Annotated in this window: 13 protein-coding genes; 8 read left to right on the top strand and 5 right to left on the bottom strand. The window is 44.6% G+C overall.

The genetic code is table 11. The features are described 5' to 3' along the window. Positions 1 to 412 precede the first annotated feature (412 nt). The 3 genes from DWY79_RS16960 to DWY79_RS16945 all read left to right on the top strand — a co-directional run bounded on the left by DWY79_RS16960 (position 413) and on the right by DWY79_RS16945 (position 5,905). Positions 413 to 2,020 (top strand): CTP synthase, encoded by a 1,608-nt coding sequence (locus DWY79_RS16960; RefSeq protein WP_005865380.1) that lies wholly within the window; start codon positions 413 to 415, stop codon positions 2,018 to 2,020. Between the two features lie 10 nt (positions 2,021 to 2,030). After that, positions 2,031 to 3,932, top strand: coding sequence for a membrane protein insertase YidC (yidC, locus tag DWY79_RS16955; protein ID WP_122369876.1), 1,902 nt, complete (start codon positions 2,031 to 2,033; stop codon positions 3,930 to 3,932). 248 nt (positions 3,933 to 4,180) lie between these two features. Further along, positions 4,181 to 5,905: a DUF6057 family protein gene (locus DWY79_RS16945; protein ID WP_036630262.1), complete on the top strand. Its 1,725-nt coding sequence runs from the start codon at positions 4,181 to 4,183 to the stop codon at positions 5,903 to 5,905. A 16-nt stretch (positions 5,906 to 5,921) separates the two neighbouring features. Here DWY79_RS16945 and kdsB read toward each other — a convergent pair whose 3' ends face one another. Together kdsB and DWY79_RS16935 are read right to left on the bottom strand one after the other, a co-directional pair. After that, positions 5,922 to 6,674: a 3-deoxy-manno-octulosonate cytidylyltransferase gene (gene kdsB, locus DWY79_RS16940; protein ID WP_122369887.1), complete on the bottom strand. Its 753-nt coding sequence runs from the start codon at positions 6,672 to 6,674 to the stop codon at positions 5,922 to 5,924. Between the two features lie 17 nt (positions 6,675 to 6,691). Beyond that, on the bottom strand, positions 6,692 to 8,962 hold the full coding sequence (locus DWY79_RS16935) for a cation:proton antiporter (RefSeq protein WP_044546197.1): 2,271 nt from the start codon (positions 8,960 to 8,962) through the stop codon (positions 6,692 to 6,694). Between the two features lie 70 nt (positions 8,963 to 9,032). On the opposite strand from DWY79_RS16935, the gene DWY79_RS16930 reads away from it, so the two are divergent. Beyond that, complete coding sequence (locus DWY79_RS16930; RefSeq protein ID WP_005855682.1) at positions 9,033 to 9,668, top strand: helix-turn-helix domain-containing protein; 636 nt, start codon at positions 9,033 to 9,035, stop codon at positions 9,666 to 9,668. A gap of 6 nt (positions 9,669 to 9,674) precedes the next feature. Here the strand turns inward: DWY79_RS16930 and DWY79_RS16925 are convergent, their stop codons facing one another. Beyond that, the gene (locus tag DWY79_RS16925; protein ID WP_122369874.1) at positions 9,675 to 11,054 is read right to left on the bottom strand and encodes a nodulation protein NfeD; all 1,380 of its coding nucleotides are present in this window, start codon (positions 11,052 to 11,054) and stop codon (positions 9,675 to 9,677) included. A 265-nt stretch (positions 11,055 to 11,319) separates the two neighbouring features. Here DWY79_RS16925 and DWY79_RS16920 point away from each other — a divergent pair, with 265 nt between their 5' ends. Continuing rightward, a complete protein-coding gene (locus tag DWY79_RS16920; protein ID WP_122369872.1) occupies positions 11,320 to 11,829 on the top strand; it encodes an RNA polymerase sigma factor in 510 nt (169 codons plus the stop codon). A gap of 50 nt (positions 11,830 to 11,879) precedes the next feature. Here DWY79_RS16920 and DWY79_RS16915 read toward each other — a convergent pair whose 3' ends face one another. Then, positions 11,880 to 13,538: an AMP-binding protein gene (locus DWY79_RS16915; protein ID WP_005855687.1), complete on the bottom strand. Its 1,659-nt coding sequence runs from the start codon at positions 13,536 to 13,538 to the stop codon at positions 11,880 to 11,882. A 140-nt stretch (positions 13,539 to 13,678) separates the two neighbouring features. On the opposite strand from DWY79_RS16915, the gene mtgA reads away from it, so the two are divergent. The 3 genes from mtgA to DWY79_RS16900 are packed head-to-tail and all read left to right on the top strand — an operon-like array spanning position 13,679 to position 16,024. Then, the gene (mtgA, locus tag DWY79_RS16910; RefSeq protein ID WP_005865395.1) at positions 13,679 to 14,479 is read left to right on the top strand and encodes a monofunctional biosynthetic peptidoglycan transglycosylase; all 801 of its coding nucleotides are present in this window, start codon (positions 13,679 to 13,681) and stop codon (positions 14,477 to 14,479) included. Further along, entirely contained in the window at positions 14,425 to 15,090 is a 666-nt protein-coding gene (gene lipB, locus DWY79_RS16905) for a lipoyl(octanoyl) transferase LipB (protein ID WP_121773443.1), read from the top strand. Before mtgA ends, lipB begins: the two co-directional genes overlap by 55 nt. A 1-nt stretch (position 15,091) precedes the next feature. Next, the gene (locus DWY79_RS16900) at positions 15,092 to 16,024 is read left to right on the top strand and encodes a tRNA-dihydrouridine synthase family protein (protein WP_005865399.1); all 933 of its coding nucleotides are present in this window, start codon (positions 15,092 to 15,094) and stop codon (positions 16,022 to 16,024) included. On the opposite strand, the gene DWY79_RS16895 is transcribed toward DWY79_RS16900, so the two are convergent. Further along, positions 15,981 to 20,444, bottom strand: coding sequence for a translocation/assembly module TamB domain-containing protein (locus DWY79_RS16895; RefSeq protein WP_122369870.1), 4,464 nt, complete (start codon positions 20,442 to 20,444; stop codon positions 15,981 to 15,983). The genes DWY79_RS16900 and DWY79_RS16895 overlap by 44 nt on opposite strands. Positions 20,445 to 20,542 lie beyond the last annotated feature (98 nt).

Below are 20,542 nucleotides of genomic sequence, written 5' to 3'. Positions count from 1 at the left end.
CTTATTTACATCTATTAGTTGTAGTGGTCGCAAAATTAGCTAAAAAGAATGATATATAACATACGATTTGATATTTATCTGGGCAAAAGTTACGATCACTGAGGCAAAGCAGGTGTGTCTAACGAGGCTTATACGGACTTGCCTCAGTACTCCGCAGGAAGTACTGGAATACTTCGGTCAAAGTACTTCAGTACTTCCTGCGTAGTACCGAAGTAATTCCATGAGAAGTACTGTCTTTAGTGCCGTGCTTCGGGTCGGGAATCGGAAGAGTCCTGCCGAAGCCCGGGTCAGTTCTGGAGATATTCAGCGAGAAATAAAAACATTAAATTTGGCATGTCTCGATGAAAATCGCTAACTTTGCGGTTTCGAAATGCAGGTGTGCAATTAAAAAGATAACTAAAATATTACTATCGTGGCAGATACAAAGTACATTTTCGTTACAGGCGGCGTGGTCTCTTCCTTAGGTAAGGGTATTATTTCCGCTTCTTTAGGTAAGCTCCTTCAAGCAAGAGGTTACAAGGTTACTATCCAAAAATTTGATCCTTACATCAACATCGACCCGGGTACGTTGAACCCTTATGAACATGGGGAATGTTACGTGACCGTCGATGGACATGAGGCTGACTTGGACTTGGGCCATTACGAGCGTTTCTTGAATGTCCAGACTACCCGTGCGAATAATATCACTACCGGACGTATCTATCAAAGCGTGATCAACAAGGAGCGTAAGGGGGATTATCTGGGTAAGACGGTGCAGGTGGTGCCTCATATCACGGATGAGATCAAGCGTAACGTGAAATTATTGGGTAGCAAGTATAAATTTGACTTCGTGATCACCGAGATCGGTGGTACGGTGGGTGATATCGAGTCTCTGCCTTTCATAGAGAGCGTTCGCCAGTTGAAATGGGAGCTGGGCAAGAACTGCCTTTGCGTACATCTTACTTACGTGCCTTATATCGCCGCGGCGAAAGAGTATAAGACGAAGCCTACGCAACATTCCGTGAAGCAATTGCAGGAATTAGGCATCCAGCCGGACGTGCTGGTGTTGCGTACGGAGCATGAGCTGAACGCGAACTTGTTACGTAAGGTGGCGTTGTTCTGTAACGTGGCCGAGGATTCCGTGATCCAGTCGATCGACGTACCGACGATCTACGAGGTTCCTTTGGTATTGCAACGCCAGAAGATGGACGAGGTGGTCTTGCGTAAGGTCGGTATGGAAGTCGGCCCGACTCCGGAGTTGAAGCCTTGGAAGGAATTCCTTGCCTTGAAGAGCACGGCTACGGATACGGTGAAGATCGGTTTGGTTGGTAAATACGTGGAATTGCAAGACGCTTATAAGTCGATCGACGAGTCTTTGTTGCAAGCCGCTATTTACAATCATCATAAACTGGATTTGCATTTGTTCCATTCGGAGAAATTAAATAACGAGAACGCCGCCGAGCAATTGAAGGATATGGATGGTATCTTGATCGCCCCCGGATTCGGGCAGAGAGGTATCGAGGGCAAGTTTGCCGCTATCAAATACGCTCGTGAGCATGATGTCCCTTGCTTGGGCATCTGCTTGGGTATGCAGTGCATGGTGATCGAGTTTGCCCGTGACGTATTAGGTTTGGCGGATGCCAACTCTACGGAGATGGAGCCGAATACGGCACATAAGGTGATCGACTTGATGGAGGAGCAGAAGAACGTTACCAATATGGGAGGTTCCATGCGTTTGGGCGCTTACGACTGTACGCTGAAAGAGGGCTCCAAGGTATTGGAGGCATACGGCAAGGAGCATATCCAAGAGCGTCATCGCCATCGTTTCGAGTTCAACAACGAGTATAAGAAGCAATACGAGGCCGCCGGTATGATGTGTACGGGTGAGAATCCGGAGACAAATCTGGTAGAGGTGGTAGAGATCCCCGCCTTGAAATGGTTCGTGGGCGTTCAATATCATCCGGAGTACAACAGTACCGTGGTGAATCCGAATCCTCTTTTCCTCAGCTTCGTGAAAGCTGCTATCGAAAATAAAAAATAATTGGTGATAAATGGATAAAAACACATTAATAGGTTTTCTGCTGATCGGTGTCGTATTATTCGCGTTTAGCTGGTTCAACAGGCCAACGCCTGAGCAGTTGGAGGCACAGCGCCGTTACCAAGATTCAATCGCGAAGATTGAGTATGCTCAGCAACTGGAATTGCAGAAACAAGAGAACAAGAGTGCTTTAGTGGAGGATTCGTTGGAGAACCTGCCGGACTCGGTACGGGCGCAACGTTTGCAGCAGAGCTTCGGTGTATTCGGCGATGCTATGGTGGGCACGGAAGATTACACGACCCTGCAAAATGACGTGGTCGAGCTGCGTATCAGCAATAAGGGCGGACGTATTTGTTACGCACGCTTGAAGGAGTATGATACGTATAATGACGAGCCTCTCGTTTTGTTCGACGAGAAAGAGTCTAATTTTAATTTCACGTTGGTCACGGCTACGAACCGTGTCGTGAATACGAGCGATTTGTATTTTACCCCGGTTAAAGGGAATGACCCGAATTCCGTGATCATGCGTTTGAACACCGGCGAGGGTAGTCATCTGGATTTTACCTATACCTTGAAACCGGATGATTATATGGTGCAATACCAGATTCTGGGTACGGGATTGAACGGTGTCTTGGCACCGAGCACGAATGCCTTGGATTTATTGTGGGAGCAGGATATCTGCCAACAGGAAAAAGGACGTAAGTTTGAGGATCGCTACGTGACCTTGAACTACAAGTTCATGGCGGACGACGTGGAACACCTGAGCGAGTCGAAGAGTGACAGCAAGCAGATCCCGAACCGCTTGAAATGGATCGGTTATAAGGATATGTTCTTCTCTACCGTATTGATCTCGCAAGAGGGCTTTGAGGCTACTACCTTAGACTCGAAAGCGATTCCGGAGGGGGATGTGTTGAAACAATTCAAGACGACCGCTTCCGTACCTTTCGACTTGCAAGGTAAGGAGGCCACGAACCTGTCCTTTTATTTCGGACCGAATAAGTTCGCCTTGTTGAAGTCCTTCGATAAGGGAGTCTCTGCCGAGCAGCAACTGGATCTGGAGAAGTTGGTTCCGCTAGGCTGGGGTATCTTCCGCTGGGTGAACCAATATTTCGTGATCCCCTTGTTCGACTTCTTGGGTAAGTTTATCCATAATTATGGTATCTTAATTCTTTTGATGACTATCATCGTGAAGATCATCCTTTTCCCGTTGACGTATAAGTCTTATATGTCGTCCGCCAAGATGCGTGTATTGCGTCCGCAAGTGGAGGAGATCAACGCTAAGTATCCCGGACAGGATAAGGCTATGGAACGGCAGAAAGCGACGATGGAGCTATATAGCCGTGCGGGGGCGAGCCCGATGAGTGGTTGCTTGCCGATGTTGTTGCAGATGCCGATCTTAATCGCTTTATTCATGTTCTTCCCGTCGGCGATCGAGTTACGTCACCAGAGTTTCCTTTGGGCGCACGACTTGTCTACTTACGACGCTATCTTTAGTTGGAATAAATATATTCCGATCATCACTCCGTATTTCGGAAATCACATCAGTTTGTTCTGTTTGTTGATGACGATCACGAATATTTTTTATACCAAGTATAATATGGAGATGACGAATACTGGGCAGCAACAGATGCCGGGCATGAAGGCCATGATGTACATGATGCCGTTGATGTTCTTGGTGTTCTTCAACCAGTATGCTTCCGGTTTGACGTATTACTATTTCATCTCTACGTTGATCACAATCGTGCAGACATTGATCTTCCGCTATACGATCAATGAGGATAAATTGTTAGCTAAGTTGGAAGCAAACAAACGGAAACCGATGAAGAAATCCAGTTTCATGAAACGTCTGGAAGAGGCTCAACGAGCACAGCAGGAGACGTTGCGTAAACAACAAGAGGCTAAGAAAAAACGATAGGATAATAGTAATTGTTGTCCTTGAAAAAGGTCCCTTTATCTGCTTATTGGTAGATAAAGGGACTTTTTTGTATATCTTGGCTCCTCTACTTGAAAAACAAGACGTCTTGATCATGATTCTATTTGTTTATTTGTATTTATTCAAAACTTTTTGTTTGTTTGCATTGTTTTGTATTCAAAAGATTGATGAGGAAATTGATTTTTTCTATATTGAGGAAATAGGGAGGTTATAAATAAGGGATTTTGTCAATGACAAAAAATGAACGATCGCTTCAATGGGTAATAGCGGGAATATTCTTCGTAGTATGCTTTGCTTTCTTTCAATGGATTTACCCAAACCATTTGTTCTTCAAAGAGCAGATGAGGATTTTTTTGTATACCACCGATTATTTTATCTCGTTCTGGGATGAGCCGGCTTGGTTGAGCTGTTATGTGGGGAATTTCTTGATACAGTTCTTCCATTTGACTGTGATAGGCCCGTTAATCGTGACGTGCGTGTTGTTGCTCTTATGGTACTACTCTATGCGGGTTTTACGCAAGTTCGGGAATGGTAATATGGTCTCCATATATGCGTTGTTTCCGGTAGCGTTAGAGTGGGGATTGATTTGCCGGTTGTCGTATAGTATAGCGTCTACGCTTACGTTGATTTTCGTGCTATGGCTCTTCTTGGGATACATCCGGATTAAGAATAAGAGAACGTCCGTTTGGGTGGCTTTTATACTTCTTCCCATAATTTATAGCATGGTCGGTAGCCGGCTGTTTGTCTTCTCCTTGATGGTGATATTCTATGAGGGAGCCAAGAATAGGAAACGGTGGTGGTTCTGGCTTTCTCTTTTGTTATCGAGTTATTTATATCCGTTGTTCATGCGTCATTTTTATGGATTGAGCATTGAGGAGGCCTATAAATATTCCCATGTGGATGGCTTGAGCGTATATTTCCCCGCTTTAGCGTTGATTCTAGAGATATTCGCTTTGGAGATTAAAAGTATACGTAGGATACGTCTGAACCGGCATAGCTTGCTTATAACCTTTTTAGTCGTATTTGGATTCTTTTCATTTGTTATAGCGGGTACGAACCGGAAGCGGGAAAAGGTTCTGGCAGTAGACCAAGCGATCTATAGGGGTGATTGGGAGCGAGTCTTGGATTTGTCTGCCGGATTTGATTCTCCCGATATCTTGGTAAGTTATTATAGGAATATCGCTTTCTCCAAGAAGAACGAGTTGCCCCAGAATTTGATGGATCATTATCAACGAGGGGCAGACGCCTTGTTCTTACCGATCGATTTGAGGTCTTCTATACTTCCCGTGTTTTTCAGTAATGAGGTGTATTATCAATTGGGAGATATGGATATGGCCCGTCACCGGGCGATCGAAGGAATCTTGTTCAGCCCTAAACAAAGAAGTGTACGGCAGATCAAGCGGCTGGTGGAGATTGATATGCGGCGAGGGGATATTGAGGAGGCTAGAAAATACCTGAACCTATTGGACGCGACGTTATTTTATCACTCATGGGCAAGGTCGAAGGAGGAACAGTTGAAGGGTGAGGAGACCTTGTCGATGGAGAAACGTTTGCCGAGGAAAAGTGATTGGGAGCGAGAGCACGACATACTAATGTCCATATCCGATTATCCGGGCGTACTGTCAAGTTTGGTGGCGGAATATCCGGAAAATAAACAGGCATTGGATTATTTGTTGTGCTATTATTTACTGAACGAGAATTTGAATAGTTTTAAGAATGCGTTCGATACTTATTATAAAGGAAAATTTGAGGTTGTACCCCGTTTGTATGAGGAGGCTTTGGTACAAGTCTTATCTAAAAGCTCGGACGAGGAGGTGGCCGGTTATCAGATACCTCAAGATGTTATCGAGAATTACCAAGATTACATCCATTGTAAATCGGGTAGAAAAGCAAAGGAGGAATTACGAGAACGTTATTCCTCCACCTATTGGTACTACTCTGACTATATTCATTGAATAATAGTGTAAGTGATCAGCGGTTCGCGAGGAAGGCTAAGGCTTTCTCCATGTCCTCCGGTGTATCTATACCGATCGTTTCTTGCTCTGTGATGCCGACCTTGATTTTATATCCGTTTTCCAACCAGCGTAATTGCTCAAGGCTTTCCGCCAGTTCTAAAGCGGATTGAGGTAATTGGGTGATTTCTTTCAGCACTTGCGCACGATAGGCATATAACCCGATATGCTTGTAAAAGGTATGACTCGGCAACCATTCCGTATATTTCTTGCCCCGGATATAAGGAATAATAGATCGACTGAAATACATAGCCTCGTTGTTTTTGTTGAGTACGACTTTCGGGGAATTGGGATTGAATAGGGTACTCTCGAAATCATCGTCCGAACGGAAAGGCTTTACCAATGTCGCTATTTGCGTGTTTGCGTCGGCGAAGCAGGTTTTGATCGTCTGGATTTGCTTGGGATGGATAAAAGGCTCGTCACCTTGGATATTGACAATCACATCATACCCTTCGCCTATTTTCTGATAAGCCTCGTAGCAACGATCCGTACCGCTACGATGTTGATCGGAGGTCATGACGACTTGGCCACCGAAGGCTTTAACCGCATTCTCTATCCGGATATCGTCGGTAGCTACGCAAACGGAGTCTAAGACATCCTTTACTTGCTCATATACACGTTGTATCATGGGCTTTCCGTTCATATCCGCTAATGGCTTCCCCGGAAAACGGGTAGAGGCGTATCTCGCCGGAATAATTCCTATAAACTTCATCATTCTATATCGTTTTGTTAACTGGTTACTACTTTTCCTTCGCTTAACTGGATCAACTTATCCCGTTCGCCTACGATCCATACGATATCTCCTTCCTCGAAAACCGTACTGGGAGGCGGATTCTTGATCGAGCTACTTCCACGTTCGATACCGATTACCAAACAAGCGGCTTTATCACGGATACCGGACTCTATGATGGAGCGGCCAATCAATCGGGAACCTTCCGAGATAATGATTTGCTCCATGTTCATCTCTTCCTTTCTTGTGTTCGATTGCTCGGCGTATGATTTCTTGTAGCGTTCCTCCAGATATTTCCTAAAGTGCTCCAGATCATCATCGGCGCCAACTACTACCAGTTTATCGAACGGGTAGAGCCGCTCGTCTCCTCCCGGTATATTGATTCGCTTCTCTCCCCGGATAATCGTTACGATATTTACGTTGCACTTTTGCCTGAAGTTTAATTCTTTCAGGCTTTTTCCCATACTGGGGGAATTCTGCTTCACCTCGAAATCCGCTAAATGGAGATCTCGTTCTAATAAGTGGTTCGCGAAACGCTGGTTGATCGGGGCTTTTCGCTCTTGCTCCACTTCCCTCGCTACAAGGTTACTGAAAAAATGCCGTTCCATCAAGATCGACTGCCTCTTTAGCCGTTTGGAGAATATCATTAATACGATAACAGCGGAAGCGACCGCCAGCATAATTCCTAGCGCAGCATTCAATAACCGTGCGACAGGAAGCATGACGAGACCGATACAGAGCAGGATTCTGAGGATCACGAGTGAGACTAGGGGACCCCGGTTATATTTATTATCGTTCCATAATTGCTGGAACTCCACGGAATGATTCTTTTTCATCATGATCGCCCGCAACATCGGGGAGATCAGAGCTAGGATTAAGATCAAGGAGATTAGATTTCCTTGGATGCCGGGCAAATGTTTGCAGATGAACGGAGTCACGATTTGTAGCCATAAAAAGATAAGTACTAGGCAGACGGCGGTATAAGTACCGACGATGCGGACCAAAGCTTTTAGTAACTTATTCCATGCGCTTTTTTGACGGATCGTATTGGAACCGGATGAATATCGCTCCAAGAACTGTTTCCAATTCTCCGGTATGATCCGCTCCGCCCATTTGTAGGTAGGTTCCGCTAGCCGGATCATATAAGGTGTGAAGAATGTCGTGATCACGGATACGGCGACAACGATCGGATACAGATATTGATCCGTCACGTTTAATGATAGTCCCAAACCTGCGATGATGAAGGCGAATTCTCCGATCTGCGCTAACGAGAAACCAGACTGGATGGCTATTTTTATCGGTTGTCCGGACAGTAATACTCCGAAGCTGGCGAAACAAATCTGTCCGGCCATGACTACGAGCGTGATAATGAAAATCGGGATTTTATACTCCCAGAGCATCTGAGGATCGATTAACATGCCTACAGACACAAAGAAAATCGCTCCAAATAAGTCTTTTACGGGTTTTACCAAATGCTCGATCCGTTCAGCGTCAATGGTCTCGGCCAAAATCGAACCCATGACAAAAGCTCCGAGAGCCGATGAGAATCCGGCTTTTGTGGCGATCATAACCATACCAAGGCATAACCCGATGCTCACGATCAACAGAGTCTCCTCATTTAGGAAGCTTTTTGCCTTTTTCAGAAAAGAGGGGATCAAATAGATCCCGACGACGAAACAGAATAAAAGGAAAATGCCTAATTTGACCACGCTATCCAGCATCTCCATGCCTTCCACGTGTTTACTTACCGCTACGGTAGAAAGTAATACCATTAATAATACGGCGAATAGATCCTCTACCACCAAGATACCGAATACGACACCGGCGAATCGTTGGTTACGCAATCCCATGTCGTCGAATGCCTTGAAGATAATCGTCGTGGAAGACATCGATAACATACCTCCGAGGAAAAGACTGTTCATATGTCCCCAACCCAGTGATAAGCCCGTGATATATCCCGCTGTCATCATACCTATAACAACGGTTATGGCTCCAATGACGGCGGTTCCTCCCACCTTCATCAACTTCTTGAAACTGAAATCGAGCCCCAAAGCGAATAACAGGAAGATAACGCCTATATCAGCCCAGATACGGATACTTTCCACATCTGTAACTGTCGGTATTTGCTCGATGGAAGGTCCGGCGAGTATTCCGGCTACGATATACCCCAATACGACCGGTTGCTTTAACTTTTTGAATAACAGGGTAACCAACCCGGCGGATATGAGTATGACCGCAAGATCTGATATTAGCGCAGGTATCTGAGACATCGTTTATTGTTTTTTCGATTGCCAAAGTTAGGTATTTATTTTAATTTTGTGTCTCAAAACAGAAGCCAAAATGAAGAAGAAACATCCGATTGAAGCGCTTATAGAGCAAGGGGAACATCAACAACTTGATTTCAAGTTTGAGGTGAGCGACAGCAAGAAGATCGCCCGGACGTTGAGTGCGTTCGCGAATACAGATGGCGGGCGTCTGCTGATTGGAGTGAAGGATAACGGCGCTATTTCCGGTGTGAGAAGTGAGGAGGAATATTATATGATCGAGGCTGCTTCTAAAATGTATACGCATCCCGAGGTGCCGTTTACAGCTAAGCGCTGGGATGTCAACGGGAAGACCGTATTGGAGGTCTATATCGCCCCAAGCGATGAGAAACCGCATACGGCACCGGATAAAGACGATAAATACAAGGCCTATATCCGGGTTGCGGACGAGAATATATTAGCGAATGAAGTCCTCATGCAAGCATGGAAGAAGCAGAAAACCAAAGAAGGTACATTGCTGAAAATAAGTAAGCCCGTCGAGATCCTGTTTTCTTGGCTCGACGAGCATCCTTATATCAGCATAAAGCAGTTTTGCCGTATCGCCCATATCAATTATTATGCGGCCCGTAACATCCTAAGTGATTTGATGGCTATGGGAGCGATGGAATATGTCGTGATCGATAAATGTATTGCCTATAAACGGATCGCATAGACTCGTTTATAGGTTGATTACATAGACTTGCGCGCTCTCGAATCTGACGACTTTGATAGGAGTCCCTTTCTCGATGAAGCCAGACTCCGATACGCCGTCATACAACTCTCCCTCGATAGATACCTTACCCGAAGGACGTAAAACGGTAGCGGCCGTGCCCTCTTTTCCGATCAGTTGTGTCAAATTGGGGCTGGATACCGCTTTTTCCAAATCAGCGTTTAATGCCATTTTCTTTAGCGGTCCTTTATGTCCTATTTTGTTGGATAACCATATCACTAGCGTGAATCCGATACCCAGACCTAATAGAACCGTTAAAGCGGCTCTGCCCGTATCCATTCCAGATACGTTTTGAAAATCAAAAACAGTATTGTTCAGTAAGCTCATTGTAAGTCCGCCGACCACGAGAATAATTCCACTTATCCCCGCTATGCCAAAGCCCGGGATCACGAATATCTCCAGCATTATTAATATAACGCCGAGAATGAATAACAGGATTTCCCAGTTTTCAGCCAACCCGTCCATATAGAGAGGAGCGAAGTAAAGGATAGCCGCTATTATCGCGGCAGCGGATGGAAAACCAAGCCCTGGGGTTTGCATCTCGAAATAAATACCACCGATGATAATGATGATTAATAAGCCCTGTATTACCGGACTCATAAAGAAACCTTTTACATTATCGAACCATGAGGGTTCATAACTTTTAATCTCATAGTCCTTACATCCGATATATTCTGTGATTACTTGACCCGGACTCTCGGCGATGCCATCGCAATAACCCCATTTGAGTGCTTCTTGAGAGGTAAGTGTCAATACTTTACCACTATCGATGAGGTTGGGGACGATCACTCTGTCATCGACCATCGCTTCGGCGATTAAAGGATCTCTTTTCCATTTATAGATCGTGTCGCCGTTTTGTATAAGCGTATCTTTCCCTTGCGCCTCAGCCGTCGAACGGATCATGGAACGCATATAAGATTGATATTTATCAGGTAGAGCCGCACCCGTTTGATTGACAACCGTTGCCGCTCCTATATTCGCCCCTTTCCGCATATAGATTTTCTTGCATGCTATGGAAATTAAAGCACCTGCTGAAGCTGCGTTATTATCGATAAATACATATACCGGTATGGGACTATATAAAATAGCCGTTCGCATAGAATCTGCAGATTCCAGTAATCCGCCGTATGTGTTCATATGCAATAAGATGGCATCGGCGTTCAATTGCTTGGCCTCTGATAATCCGTTATGGAGATAAATCCACGTGGTGTTATCGATCTCTTTTTTTATATCAATCGTATATATTAAGGACTTCTCTTTAGCCTCCGATTGAAGAGAGATTGCAAGTATTAATATTATAGCTGTTAATATTGTTAATAAACGTTTCATCTTGTTTGTATTATATTCGTTTTTAATATTTGGTTGAAAATTGTAACTGGCTTGTTGTAAATGTTGATTTTTGTAACTTGTGCAACTTATAAATAATACTCATTTTCAGTAAGATTTACAACAAAAATATTAAGTTACGATTTTTAATATTAATATTTATCAAAGAACTGTATATCTCCATTTTTAATTTATATATTTGTTGCATCCTTCAATGTTTGAGGGATAATACTTATACAGTATTAAACTTTATTTAACTAGTAACAATATGAATGCGTTGCAATTTCAGAAAAAATTATTGAGCATGCAAGAAAACATGATGAATTTTGCGCTTATGCTTACAGCGAATAGGGATGATGCCCAAGATCTGATGCAGGACACAACGCTGAAGGTTTTAGACAATCAAGAAAAATTTGTAGACAATATCAATTTTAAGGGCTGGGTCTTGACTGTGATGCGTAACATTTTCATTAACAATTATCACAAGATCGTTCGCACGCAAACTGTCGTAGATCAAGGTGTCGACTTATATAACTTGGATATCGTGAACGATTCAGGTTTTGACTCTCCGGATGGCGCTTATCAAATTCAAGAGATCACGAAAGCGATCAACGGTTTGAACAATGAGTTGAAGGTTCCATTCTCTATGTTTTTGAGTGGCTATAAATACAATGAGATCGCTGATAAACTGGATGTTCCTCTGGGGACGGTTAAGAGCCGTATATTTTTCGCTCGACAAGAATTACAAAAAGTTTTAAAAGATTTTCGTCAAGGATAAAATTTACTTTATATAAAAGAAGCCGTCTTTAACAAAAGACGGCTTTCTTTTTATTCGGCCGGTTGGTATAAATATCTCTTGATGCTTCTTTTGGGTGTTTTCTCGAATTCTTCTTGATACAGCTTGAAACAGGTGATTTTACTGTAATTCGGCATCTCCTCGTTTACTTGGTCAATGTTGGTCTGCATCAACTTCTCGATTTCGGAATGTTGTATACCTGCCTTATCTACTTGCTCCCAATCGGGATAGATGAGGGCGACTAGTTTACCTCCTTGGGAGATGATGAGCGATTCCGCTACATATAGCATATTATTCAAGCGATCCTCGATCTCTTCCGGATAGATATTTTGTCCGCTGGGGCCTAGAATCATGGTTTTACTACGGCCGCGGATATATAAAAATCCATCTTTATCGAGGGTTCCCAGATCGCCGGTACGCATCCATCCGTCAGGCATCATAACGGCTTTCGTAGCCTCCGGATTCTTGTAATAACCGAGCATCACGTTCATACCCTTCACCAATATTTCTCCCACCTTGTTTTCCGGGTCCTCTGAATCGATGCGGACTTCCATACGGTCGACGATACGTCCTACGGAACCGGGCTTAAACTCATCCCATTGCGCATAGGAGACTAGCGGGCCACATTCGGTCATCCCGTAGCCTACGGTATAGCGGAAATGGATGGAATGAAGGAACGTCTCCACTTCTTTATTGATAGCGGCTCCTCCGATAACGATCTCCCCGAAGTTCCCTCCGAAAGACGCCGTTAACTTGGCGGAAATGGTATCCAGTACTTTCTGGTCTATATAGGGGACTTTCAAGAGCAATTTAATCAAAGGCTTCTCCAGTTCGGGGAATACCTTGTTTTTGATGATTTTCTCGATAATCAGAGGTACGGCTAGGATCAGCGCCGGCTTGATTGTCGTAAAAGCTTCCGCTATGATTTTCGGGCTGGGGGTACGTGTGAGGAAGTGTACATGGCAGCCTTTATTCACGGAATTCAATACCTCGAATGCCAATCCGTACATATGGGCCATCGGAAGCATACATACGATATTATCTCCCGGATGGATGAACGGTAAATTGTCGTAAGCGAATTGCGTATTACTCCATAAGCTCCGATAGGGGATCATAACCCCTTTCGAGAAACTGGTGGTTCCGGAAGTATAATTAAGTACCGCTAATTCTTCCGGCTTTTCCACGTGATACCGAACATCGTTCGACGTGAATGAACGAGGATACTTTTTACCGAAATATTCATTGATCCGGTCTCTTACTACCCGGACTTCTTTGCTTTTACTGTGAATGATCGAGAAGTTATCCAGCATCATGAACAGTTTCACGTCGGGCATCATGCGTTCATTCATATTCTCCCAGTTGCTGGAAGCGGCAAGGACTGCCTTTGCCTCGGAATGATTTACGATATGATGTATATTATCCGGTTTGAATTCATGTAGGATAGGCACGGCTACGGCTCCATAAGCCAAGATCCCGAAGAAACAGATCGCCCAGTTGGAGGAGTTCCGTCCAACTAAAGCCACCTTATCCCCCTTTTTAATGCCGGCATGCTCTAGGATAATATGAAATTTCTCGATTCGACGAGCTACATCTTTATAATGGAAGGTATGTCCATTATAATCGGAGAACGCCGGGAGATCCCAATGCTCCTTGATGCTATTCTCTATGAGTCCTAAAAAACGATTCTCCATACTAATTTATTTATCAAATAACCATATGACAGGGTGGAAAGTTGTCAAAAGCCAAAGATAGTGCCTTTTCTGTAAATTATGAGTTTCAGTCTGCCGGAAACTGAAATATTCTTTACCTTTGTCTCTCCAAATAGAAGAATATGGTAGCACCTCTGGTAAAACGGATATGGATCTGGTGCAGGAATCTGTTGATCTTCCTGTTTGTATCCAGTATATTGGCGGTAGTGGTATATAAATTTGTACCCGTATATTATACGCCATTGATGTTTATTCGTATGTATGAGCAGCATCAGGATGGGAAGAAAATGAAACTCGATCATACGTGGGTTCCTATATCCAAGATCGCCCAGCCTTTGGTTCAAGCGGTCATAGCGTCGGAGGATAACCTGTTCATGGAGCATAATGGCTTTGATGTGGAACAAATCCAGAAGGCACGGGCCGAGGCCGAGAAAGGTAAAAGGGTAAGAGGTGCCAGCACGATTTCCCAGCAGACCGCTAAGAATGTATTTCTTTGGCCGGGGAAAAGTTATTTACGGAAAGGTATCGAGGTCTATTTTACCTTCTTGATCGAATGGATATGGGGAAAGGAACGTATTATGGAAGTCTATCTGAACTCGATAGAGATGGGGGAGGGCATCTATGGTGCGGAGGCGGTAGCGGAGGCTCATTTCGGTAAGCATGCCTACCAATTGACCAAAAGCGAGGCAGCCCTAATAGCGGCCACACTTCCAAATCCCCGGAAGTTTAATTCCGCTAAACCGTCACCTTATATGCTGAAACGACAAGCGAAAATAATTTCCTTAATGGGAAAACTGATAAAAGTAGAAATGGGATATGGTGCCGGGCAAGTTGATCCCGGTACCGGAAAGGTTAAAAAAAGAAAGAAATGGAGAGCTTCCGTTATCATGACTTGGGACGAATCGCTTATGCCGATGCGTTAGAATATCAGACAGCTGCTTTCGAGGTCTTATTGGATGCGAAGGCAACGGGAAAGAAAGAGGATAATCAATTATTCTTTTGTGAGCATTTACCGGTCTTGACGATCGGTAAAAGTGGCAAGGACTCTAATTTGCTTATCCCCGAGGAAACTTTACGGGAACGAGAGGTCTCGTTTTACCATATAAACAGAGGGGGGGATATAACGTATCACGGGCCGGGACAGATTACCGGTTATCCGGTATTTGATCTGGAATATTGGAATCTGGGATTGAAACAATACATCCATATGCTGGAAGAGACGATCATCCGTTTCCTATCGCTTTACGACTTGAAAGGGGAACGTTTGGAAGGGGCGACGGGTGTATGGCTAGACCCTGAAGTACCGGGGCGTGCCCGTAAGATCTGTGCGATTGGTGTGAAAAGCAGCCGGTTCGTTACGATGCATGGCTTTGCTTTGAATATAAATACGGATCTGAGTTACTTTTCATTGATCAACCCTTGTGGCTTTACGGATAAAGGCGTTACCTCCTTGGCTATGGAGTTGGGGGCACCCCAAGACTTTGAGTTGGCAAAAAGTCAATTGAGATCGATTTTCATGGAAATCTTCGCTTGATATGGCAGTCATTCATTTCGCTCCTTTGCAAGGATATACGGATTCGGTTTATAGAGAGGCGCATACCCGAGTATTCGGGGGCGTAGATACCTATTATACTCCTTTCGTAAGGATAGAGAAAGGTGGTTTCCGGAATAAGGACTTGAAGGATATCGCTTGCGATAGAAATAGGCAGGTACATGTCGTGCCGCAATTGATCGCTTCCACACCAGACGAGTTTCGGCCGATCGTGCGTTTATTCCAAGAGAATGGATACAAGGAAGCGGATATTAATTTAGGATGCCCTTTCCCTATGCAGGTCCGTGCGCATAGAGGCTCGGGACTTTTGCGGTACAAGGAAGAGGCCGAGTCTTTATTACGTACGATTGAGGAGTTCCCGGATATTTCTTTTTCGGTGAAAATGCGTTTGGGGTGGGAGTGTACGGATGAGTCATTCGTGCTTCTTTCCTTATTAAATAAGTTACCTTTGAAGCATATAACCTTGCATCCCCGGTTAGGGATACAGCAATATAAAGGAGCTATCGATTGGGATGGATTCTCTCGTTTTTATGATGAATGTGAATTTCCCTTATATTATAATGGAGATTTAGTGGGGCTGGAAGATATCCGAGGAATAAAGGAGCGTTTTCCGGGGCTTGCCGGGATCATGCTGGGACGAGGGTTATTGGCCTCTCCTTGGCTGGCCACTGAGTTTGTGTCCGGACAGGTCTTGACCGTGAATGAGAGGCGGGATAAACTAGTCATGTTCCATGAGTCGTTGATGGATGAATATGCTGCCCGGTTGGAAGGTGGCGAGCATCAGGTATTATCTAAAATGAAGACAATCTGGGATTATCTTTTGCCGGAGGCCGATAAAAGGCTTCGCAAGAAAGTATTGAAAAGTACTTCCCTTACTTCTTATCAGTCGGCAGTGAAAGATTTGTTGAGTCTTTGACTACGGGAGGGACATTCGTAGAGTCTTTGGGGATCAAGGGTAAAAGAGGCCTCTTTCTTCTCCTGAAAATCTCAGAGAAGTTCGTGAAGTCTTTCCGGTACATGATACCTACACCTTGTATGGTTAATGCTTGCTTCAGGCCGAAATACATATCTCTGGCATGGTTATAAGCCTTTAGCCGGATCTCACCGGAGGGGGTCAACTTATATTCTAGGTCGAACTCTCCGATAAAAGTGTTATTTTTGCCTGTAGTGACCGTATTTCTCATACCGAAATTACCATTGATCAATAAGCGGTTGTTTAGCAACTGGCTGGATAATATCATCTCATATTCCGTGTCTTCCTTGAAACCGTCCTGTCCCGCTCGTATGTTTGTCCCTATTTGTACTTTATCCGTGAAACTACCTAATAGATTGGATAATTGCGCTGAGATAGCGGATGAAGCCACGGCGTTTAACTCGCTAGACTTATAACTCGTTTGGGCATATTCTGGTGTGTAGAATTTATTTAACACCAGCAAATAAACAATTTGCCGAGTCATCATATCCTCTGTGTCTATAAACGCTTTGACTTGACGCTCTAACTCCTCGTTAGAGTTCGGAAATTCTAAGTCGAAGGAAATAGACGGGCTGCGCAATGCGCCTTCAAGGTTTAAGACGCAATTGACGGGTATGTTTGTTCGAGAACTTTCTAGTAAGAGACTCTGATCCAAGTCTCCGATATTTGCGGTCAGATTGTAGATCGCATTGATATCCATATGGGCATTAAAGGGATCGCCACGGAAATTGATCGTGCTACCGTCTCTGATCTTAAAGTCTTTATGGATGATTTGCTGTAAGCTGAAATTATAGTTTCCTTGTACGATATTCACGTCGCCATACATACGAAGATCACTTCTTGTTCCATATTGTATTTGTAAACTTCCACTGGCGTTTCCTTTGATACGGTCTCCCGCTATCGGGTCCATGATTAGCTCTATATCGGCATCGGGTGTGATATCAAGGAGGAAGTTCATTCGTAGCTCGGCTCCCTCGTCTGTCTCGTGTACGATATTCAATGGGTGTGTGGACGTGGAATCTACGTTAGCGGCCAACTTGCTTTTATCGACGAACGTGATAAAATCATAGTCCGTAGCCGAGTTATTATTCATGAAGTCCAGATAAATAGCGGTCTTAGGTTCGCTTTTCATGTTAATATCAAAGTCTATCAACTTACCGTTGCCCTTGATTTGCGCCGTTCCGCTGGCGAATACCGTTCCATAGATCAGCGGATTCTTTTTCTGGTTGGCGTTATACATCAACATCTTATTACCCTGCACGTTTACGAGGAAGCTATAATCCCGGAAATGCAGATGATTGAACTTAAGGCTGACTTTTCCGGAGTTGCCGAATTGATCCTTGACCGTGATATTCCGTAAATTGACGGACGTAGAGTCAAGGTGGACGGAATCGGAGAAGGTATAATACGTATCCAAGAAATCAACGCCTACCCCTCCATCCATGACATAGGCATCTCCCTCGACATTCAGCTCCTTAAAGGGGCCGTGCAAATGTATACTTCCGAATCCCCGGCCTTGCAAGTTCTTTATGACCGTATCGACAAAGGGTTGCAAGAAGGCCAGATTGATATCATTGGCATCGAAATACAAGGATAGCCCCGCATTGGGCCCGACTGGAAATACATAACCGTTCACATCCGTCCAAGTGCTGTCGTTCTTGTAGATGCTTCCCAGCATAAGGATACCTTTCTGTGCGTCGTCCCATTCGCTGAAGAGATTGAGGCGACCCAAGGGGGTTTGGTTGAATGAGAAATTCTTTACTTCCAGATCCGTATTTAGCATGCGGCTATTGAATAAGTCGTTCACATAGAACTTACCGGTCGCCTCACCCCCGAATTGCAAGACTGGGATATTCAATACGTCGAAGACATAACTCAGCTCTATTTGCTTCAAGTCTACCAATAAAGTATCTGCCGGATCTTTCGAGATCGTCCCTTCCATCGATAAATACTGGGTCTCATGATCTACCCGGAAATGCTCAATACCGATCTTGCCCTCACGAATCGTTATATTCGCCGGATTGATGGTCCAGAGCGTGTCTTTAATAATGAGGGGGCTTTTATTCAACGTGACTTCCGTACGTAACTTGGCCGGCCCTTTCTCGCTTTCCTCTTCGACAAAAAGGGTAGAGGCGGAGATGTCGGCCTTAAATAACCGCTCTTTATTATTCGCCCAGCCAATCAGGGTGTTCACCAGATTATCTTTAGCGTCTGCTTTGATATCAAGGTAGTTACGCAGTCCCTTGTCGTTATAATTAATCGTTTTTAATTGGAGGTTTACCTTATCGTTCGGATTGTCGCAGACCAAGTAACCGGATTCGAACATGGATTTCCCGAGATTGAACTTCGGAAGCCACGCCTCGATACGGAACTTATTATAAATATTATTATAATGTCCCGTGATCCGTCCGGGTTGCACCATCGTGAACGGTAGTTTCAATGTCGTAGAAAGCGCTTCCGTATTCTCGATCGTTAATAGGAGGGCGAAGTTATTCTCCTTCACGATTTGTTTTTTCTGGGTCGTGTTGATCAAGGCTGGCACATATCCCTTGAACGTATTCATAAGGCTGGGGATTAGCGTGTTGAATGAGTAAGACCCGGTGACCTCTCCATTCAAGATATCGGACGTTATGGTTAATTGCCGGTCGAGACTATGCCCCGAGGCAACTACTTCGAATTTCTTAAGGAAGAAGCTGCTGGGAGTGGTCTCGAAAGAAAGACTGTCCAACGTGATGCTACCTTCCAGATTATCGATATTATCTCCGGTGAAATCCGCGTTTAAAGCCAAGGAGATATTCGGCGCCTCATATTTGTCCGTCAGGTTCAATCGGTCCGGCCGGAAATGATCGAGGCGGGCGGTGAAATTAAACAAGGAGTTTTGCCCTTGGTGCTGGAAGATACCTTGGGCGTATAACTCGCCATTGGGATCGTTTACATGGATAGTCCCATCGAAACTACTCTTCTTGAAATTACCGGAAAGATTTATATCCTTGTATTTATAAGCTTTATAATCGAACTCCTTGACTTGTGCTTGGATATTTCCGGAGAAATTTCCGCCAACAGGTCTACGGGTATCGATATTGATGTCGAAGCGAGCCTCCCCGAAAGGATTATTCTCGCCAAATAACTCATGGAGCTGCAAGTTGCTGGAGGCGATGCGTCCCCGTAGGTAAGCGGCTATATTCTTATCCTTGTTGCTACCAAATATCAAGTCTGTCTGTATGGAGCCGATGGAAGACGATAATTTTCCGAAAGCGACTAGGTTATCAAAAAAGCCTGATATCTCGCCCGTGAAATTGATCGTCCCCAATTTGACGACCGGGGCCGGGAGACTCTTCGGACGCTCATTGAAGTTATTGGCCAAACTGGAGATGCCGTCTGTCGTGATATACATCTTATTCACCTTCCCTAAAAGATACGTTTCCTCGGGATGGGTGATGTTCTTTAATTCCATCTGGCCGATAAACAGCATCTTATCGCTATATTTCAAGGTGAGGCGCTTCAAGTTGAAATTATTGATGTAGCCGTTTGCCTCGGCCGATAACTCGATCGTGTCGGCGAAGTTCTTGAACGCCGGGACGAAAGGGGATAAGTCCTTCAGGCAGATTTGCGAAGGTGTTATATTCAAATCGATCGGAGCGTTGTTCAAGAGAGCGGGAAGGCTATCGATCTCGCTTAAATCGATCCGGGCACGCCCGATCTTCAAGTCTGTCTGCGGCAAGCGTACCTCGAAGTCCTGCACGAAAGCGCTATCCCGGTTCCCGACCACGTTCAGCGATAACTTATTCAAGGAGAAACCGGACGCCTCATCGAAACTCATCTTCTTGATATGGGCGTTCACGCTGTCCTTGTTAAAAGCCTTGAGGGATATCTTGGCACTCAGGTTCTTGATATCGATATGCTTGGCGTTGAACTTTCCCGGGGTCTCTTTCTCGCTATCCACGTTATAGCTGAAATTACCTCTTCGGATCATGATGGAGTTGAAACGGAGATCGATATTCTTCTCTTTCTTTATCGAATCCTTACTGGCGAAAGCGTCGATCACGAATTGTAGGTTCAAAGGGCTTTGGGGCGTGTGTTTCCGTAGATTGAAGGAGAAACCGAACAAGCGTACCGTCGTGAAGACAAACTTCCCTTCCAGTAACGGCATGATCTCGAATCCCGCCGCCACATGATTCGCCTCGAACATGACTTTCCCGTCTTGGTCTTCCAGATAAAGCCCTTCCAGTACCAGACGATTGAACCATTCGATATCCACGTTACCGATCTTTACGGGCACACCGAGGTGGCCGGATAACTGGGTTGTGGCTACTTCTGATACTTTGTTTTGAATATAAGGAATTCTCAGTAAGATGCCCGGCAACGCATAGAATATCCAGAATAATGTAAGCAGGGTAATGATTATGTATTTAAGTCCTCTGATATCTTTTCTATTTATTTAGCGCAAATCTACAACAATAT

Origin of the sequence: Parabacteroides sp. AF27-14 (genome assembly GCF_003635425.1) — a bacterium.
Lineage (GTDB): Bacteria > Bacteroidota > Bacteroidia > Bacteroidales > Tannerellaceae > Parabacteroides > Parabacteroides distasonis.
This window is presented reverse-complemented; position numbering and strand designations above follow the sequence as displayed.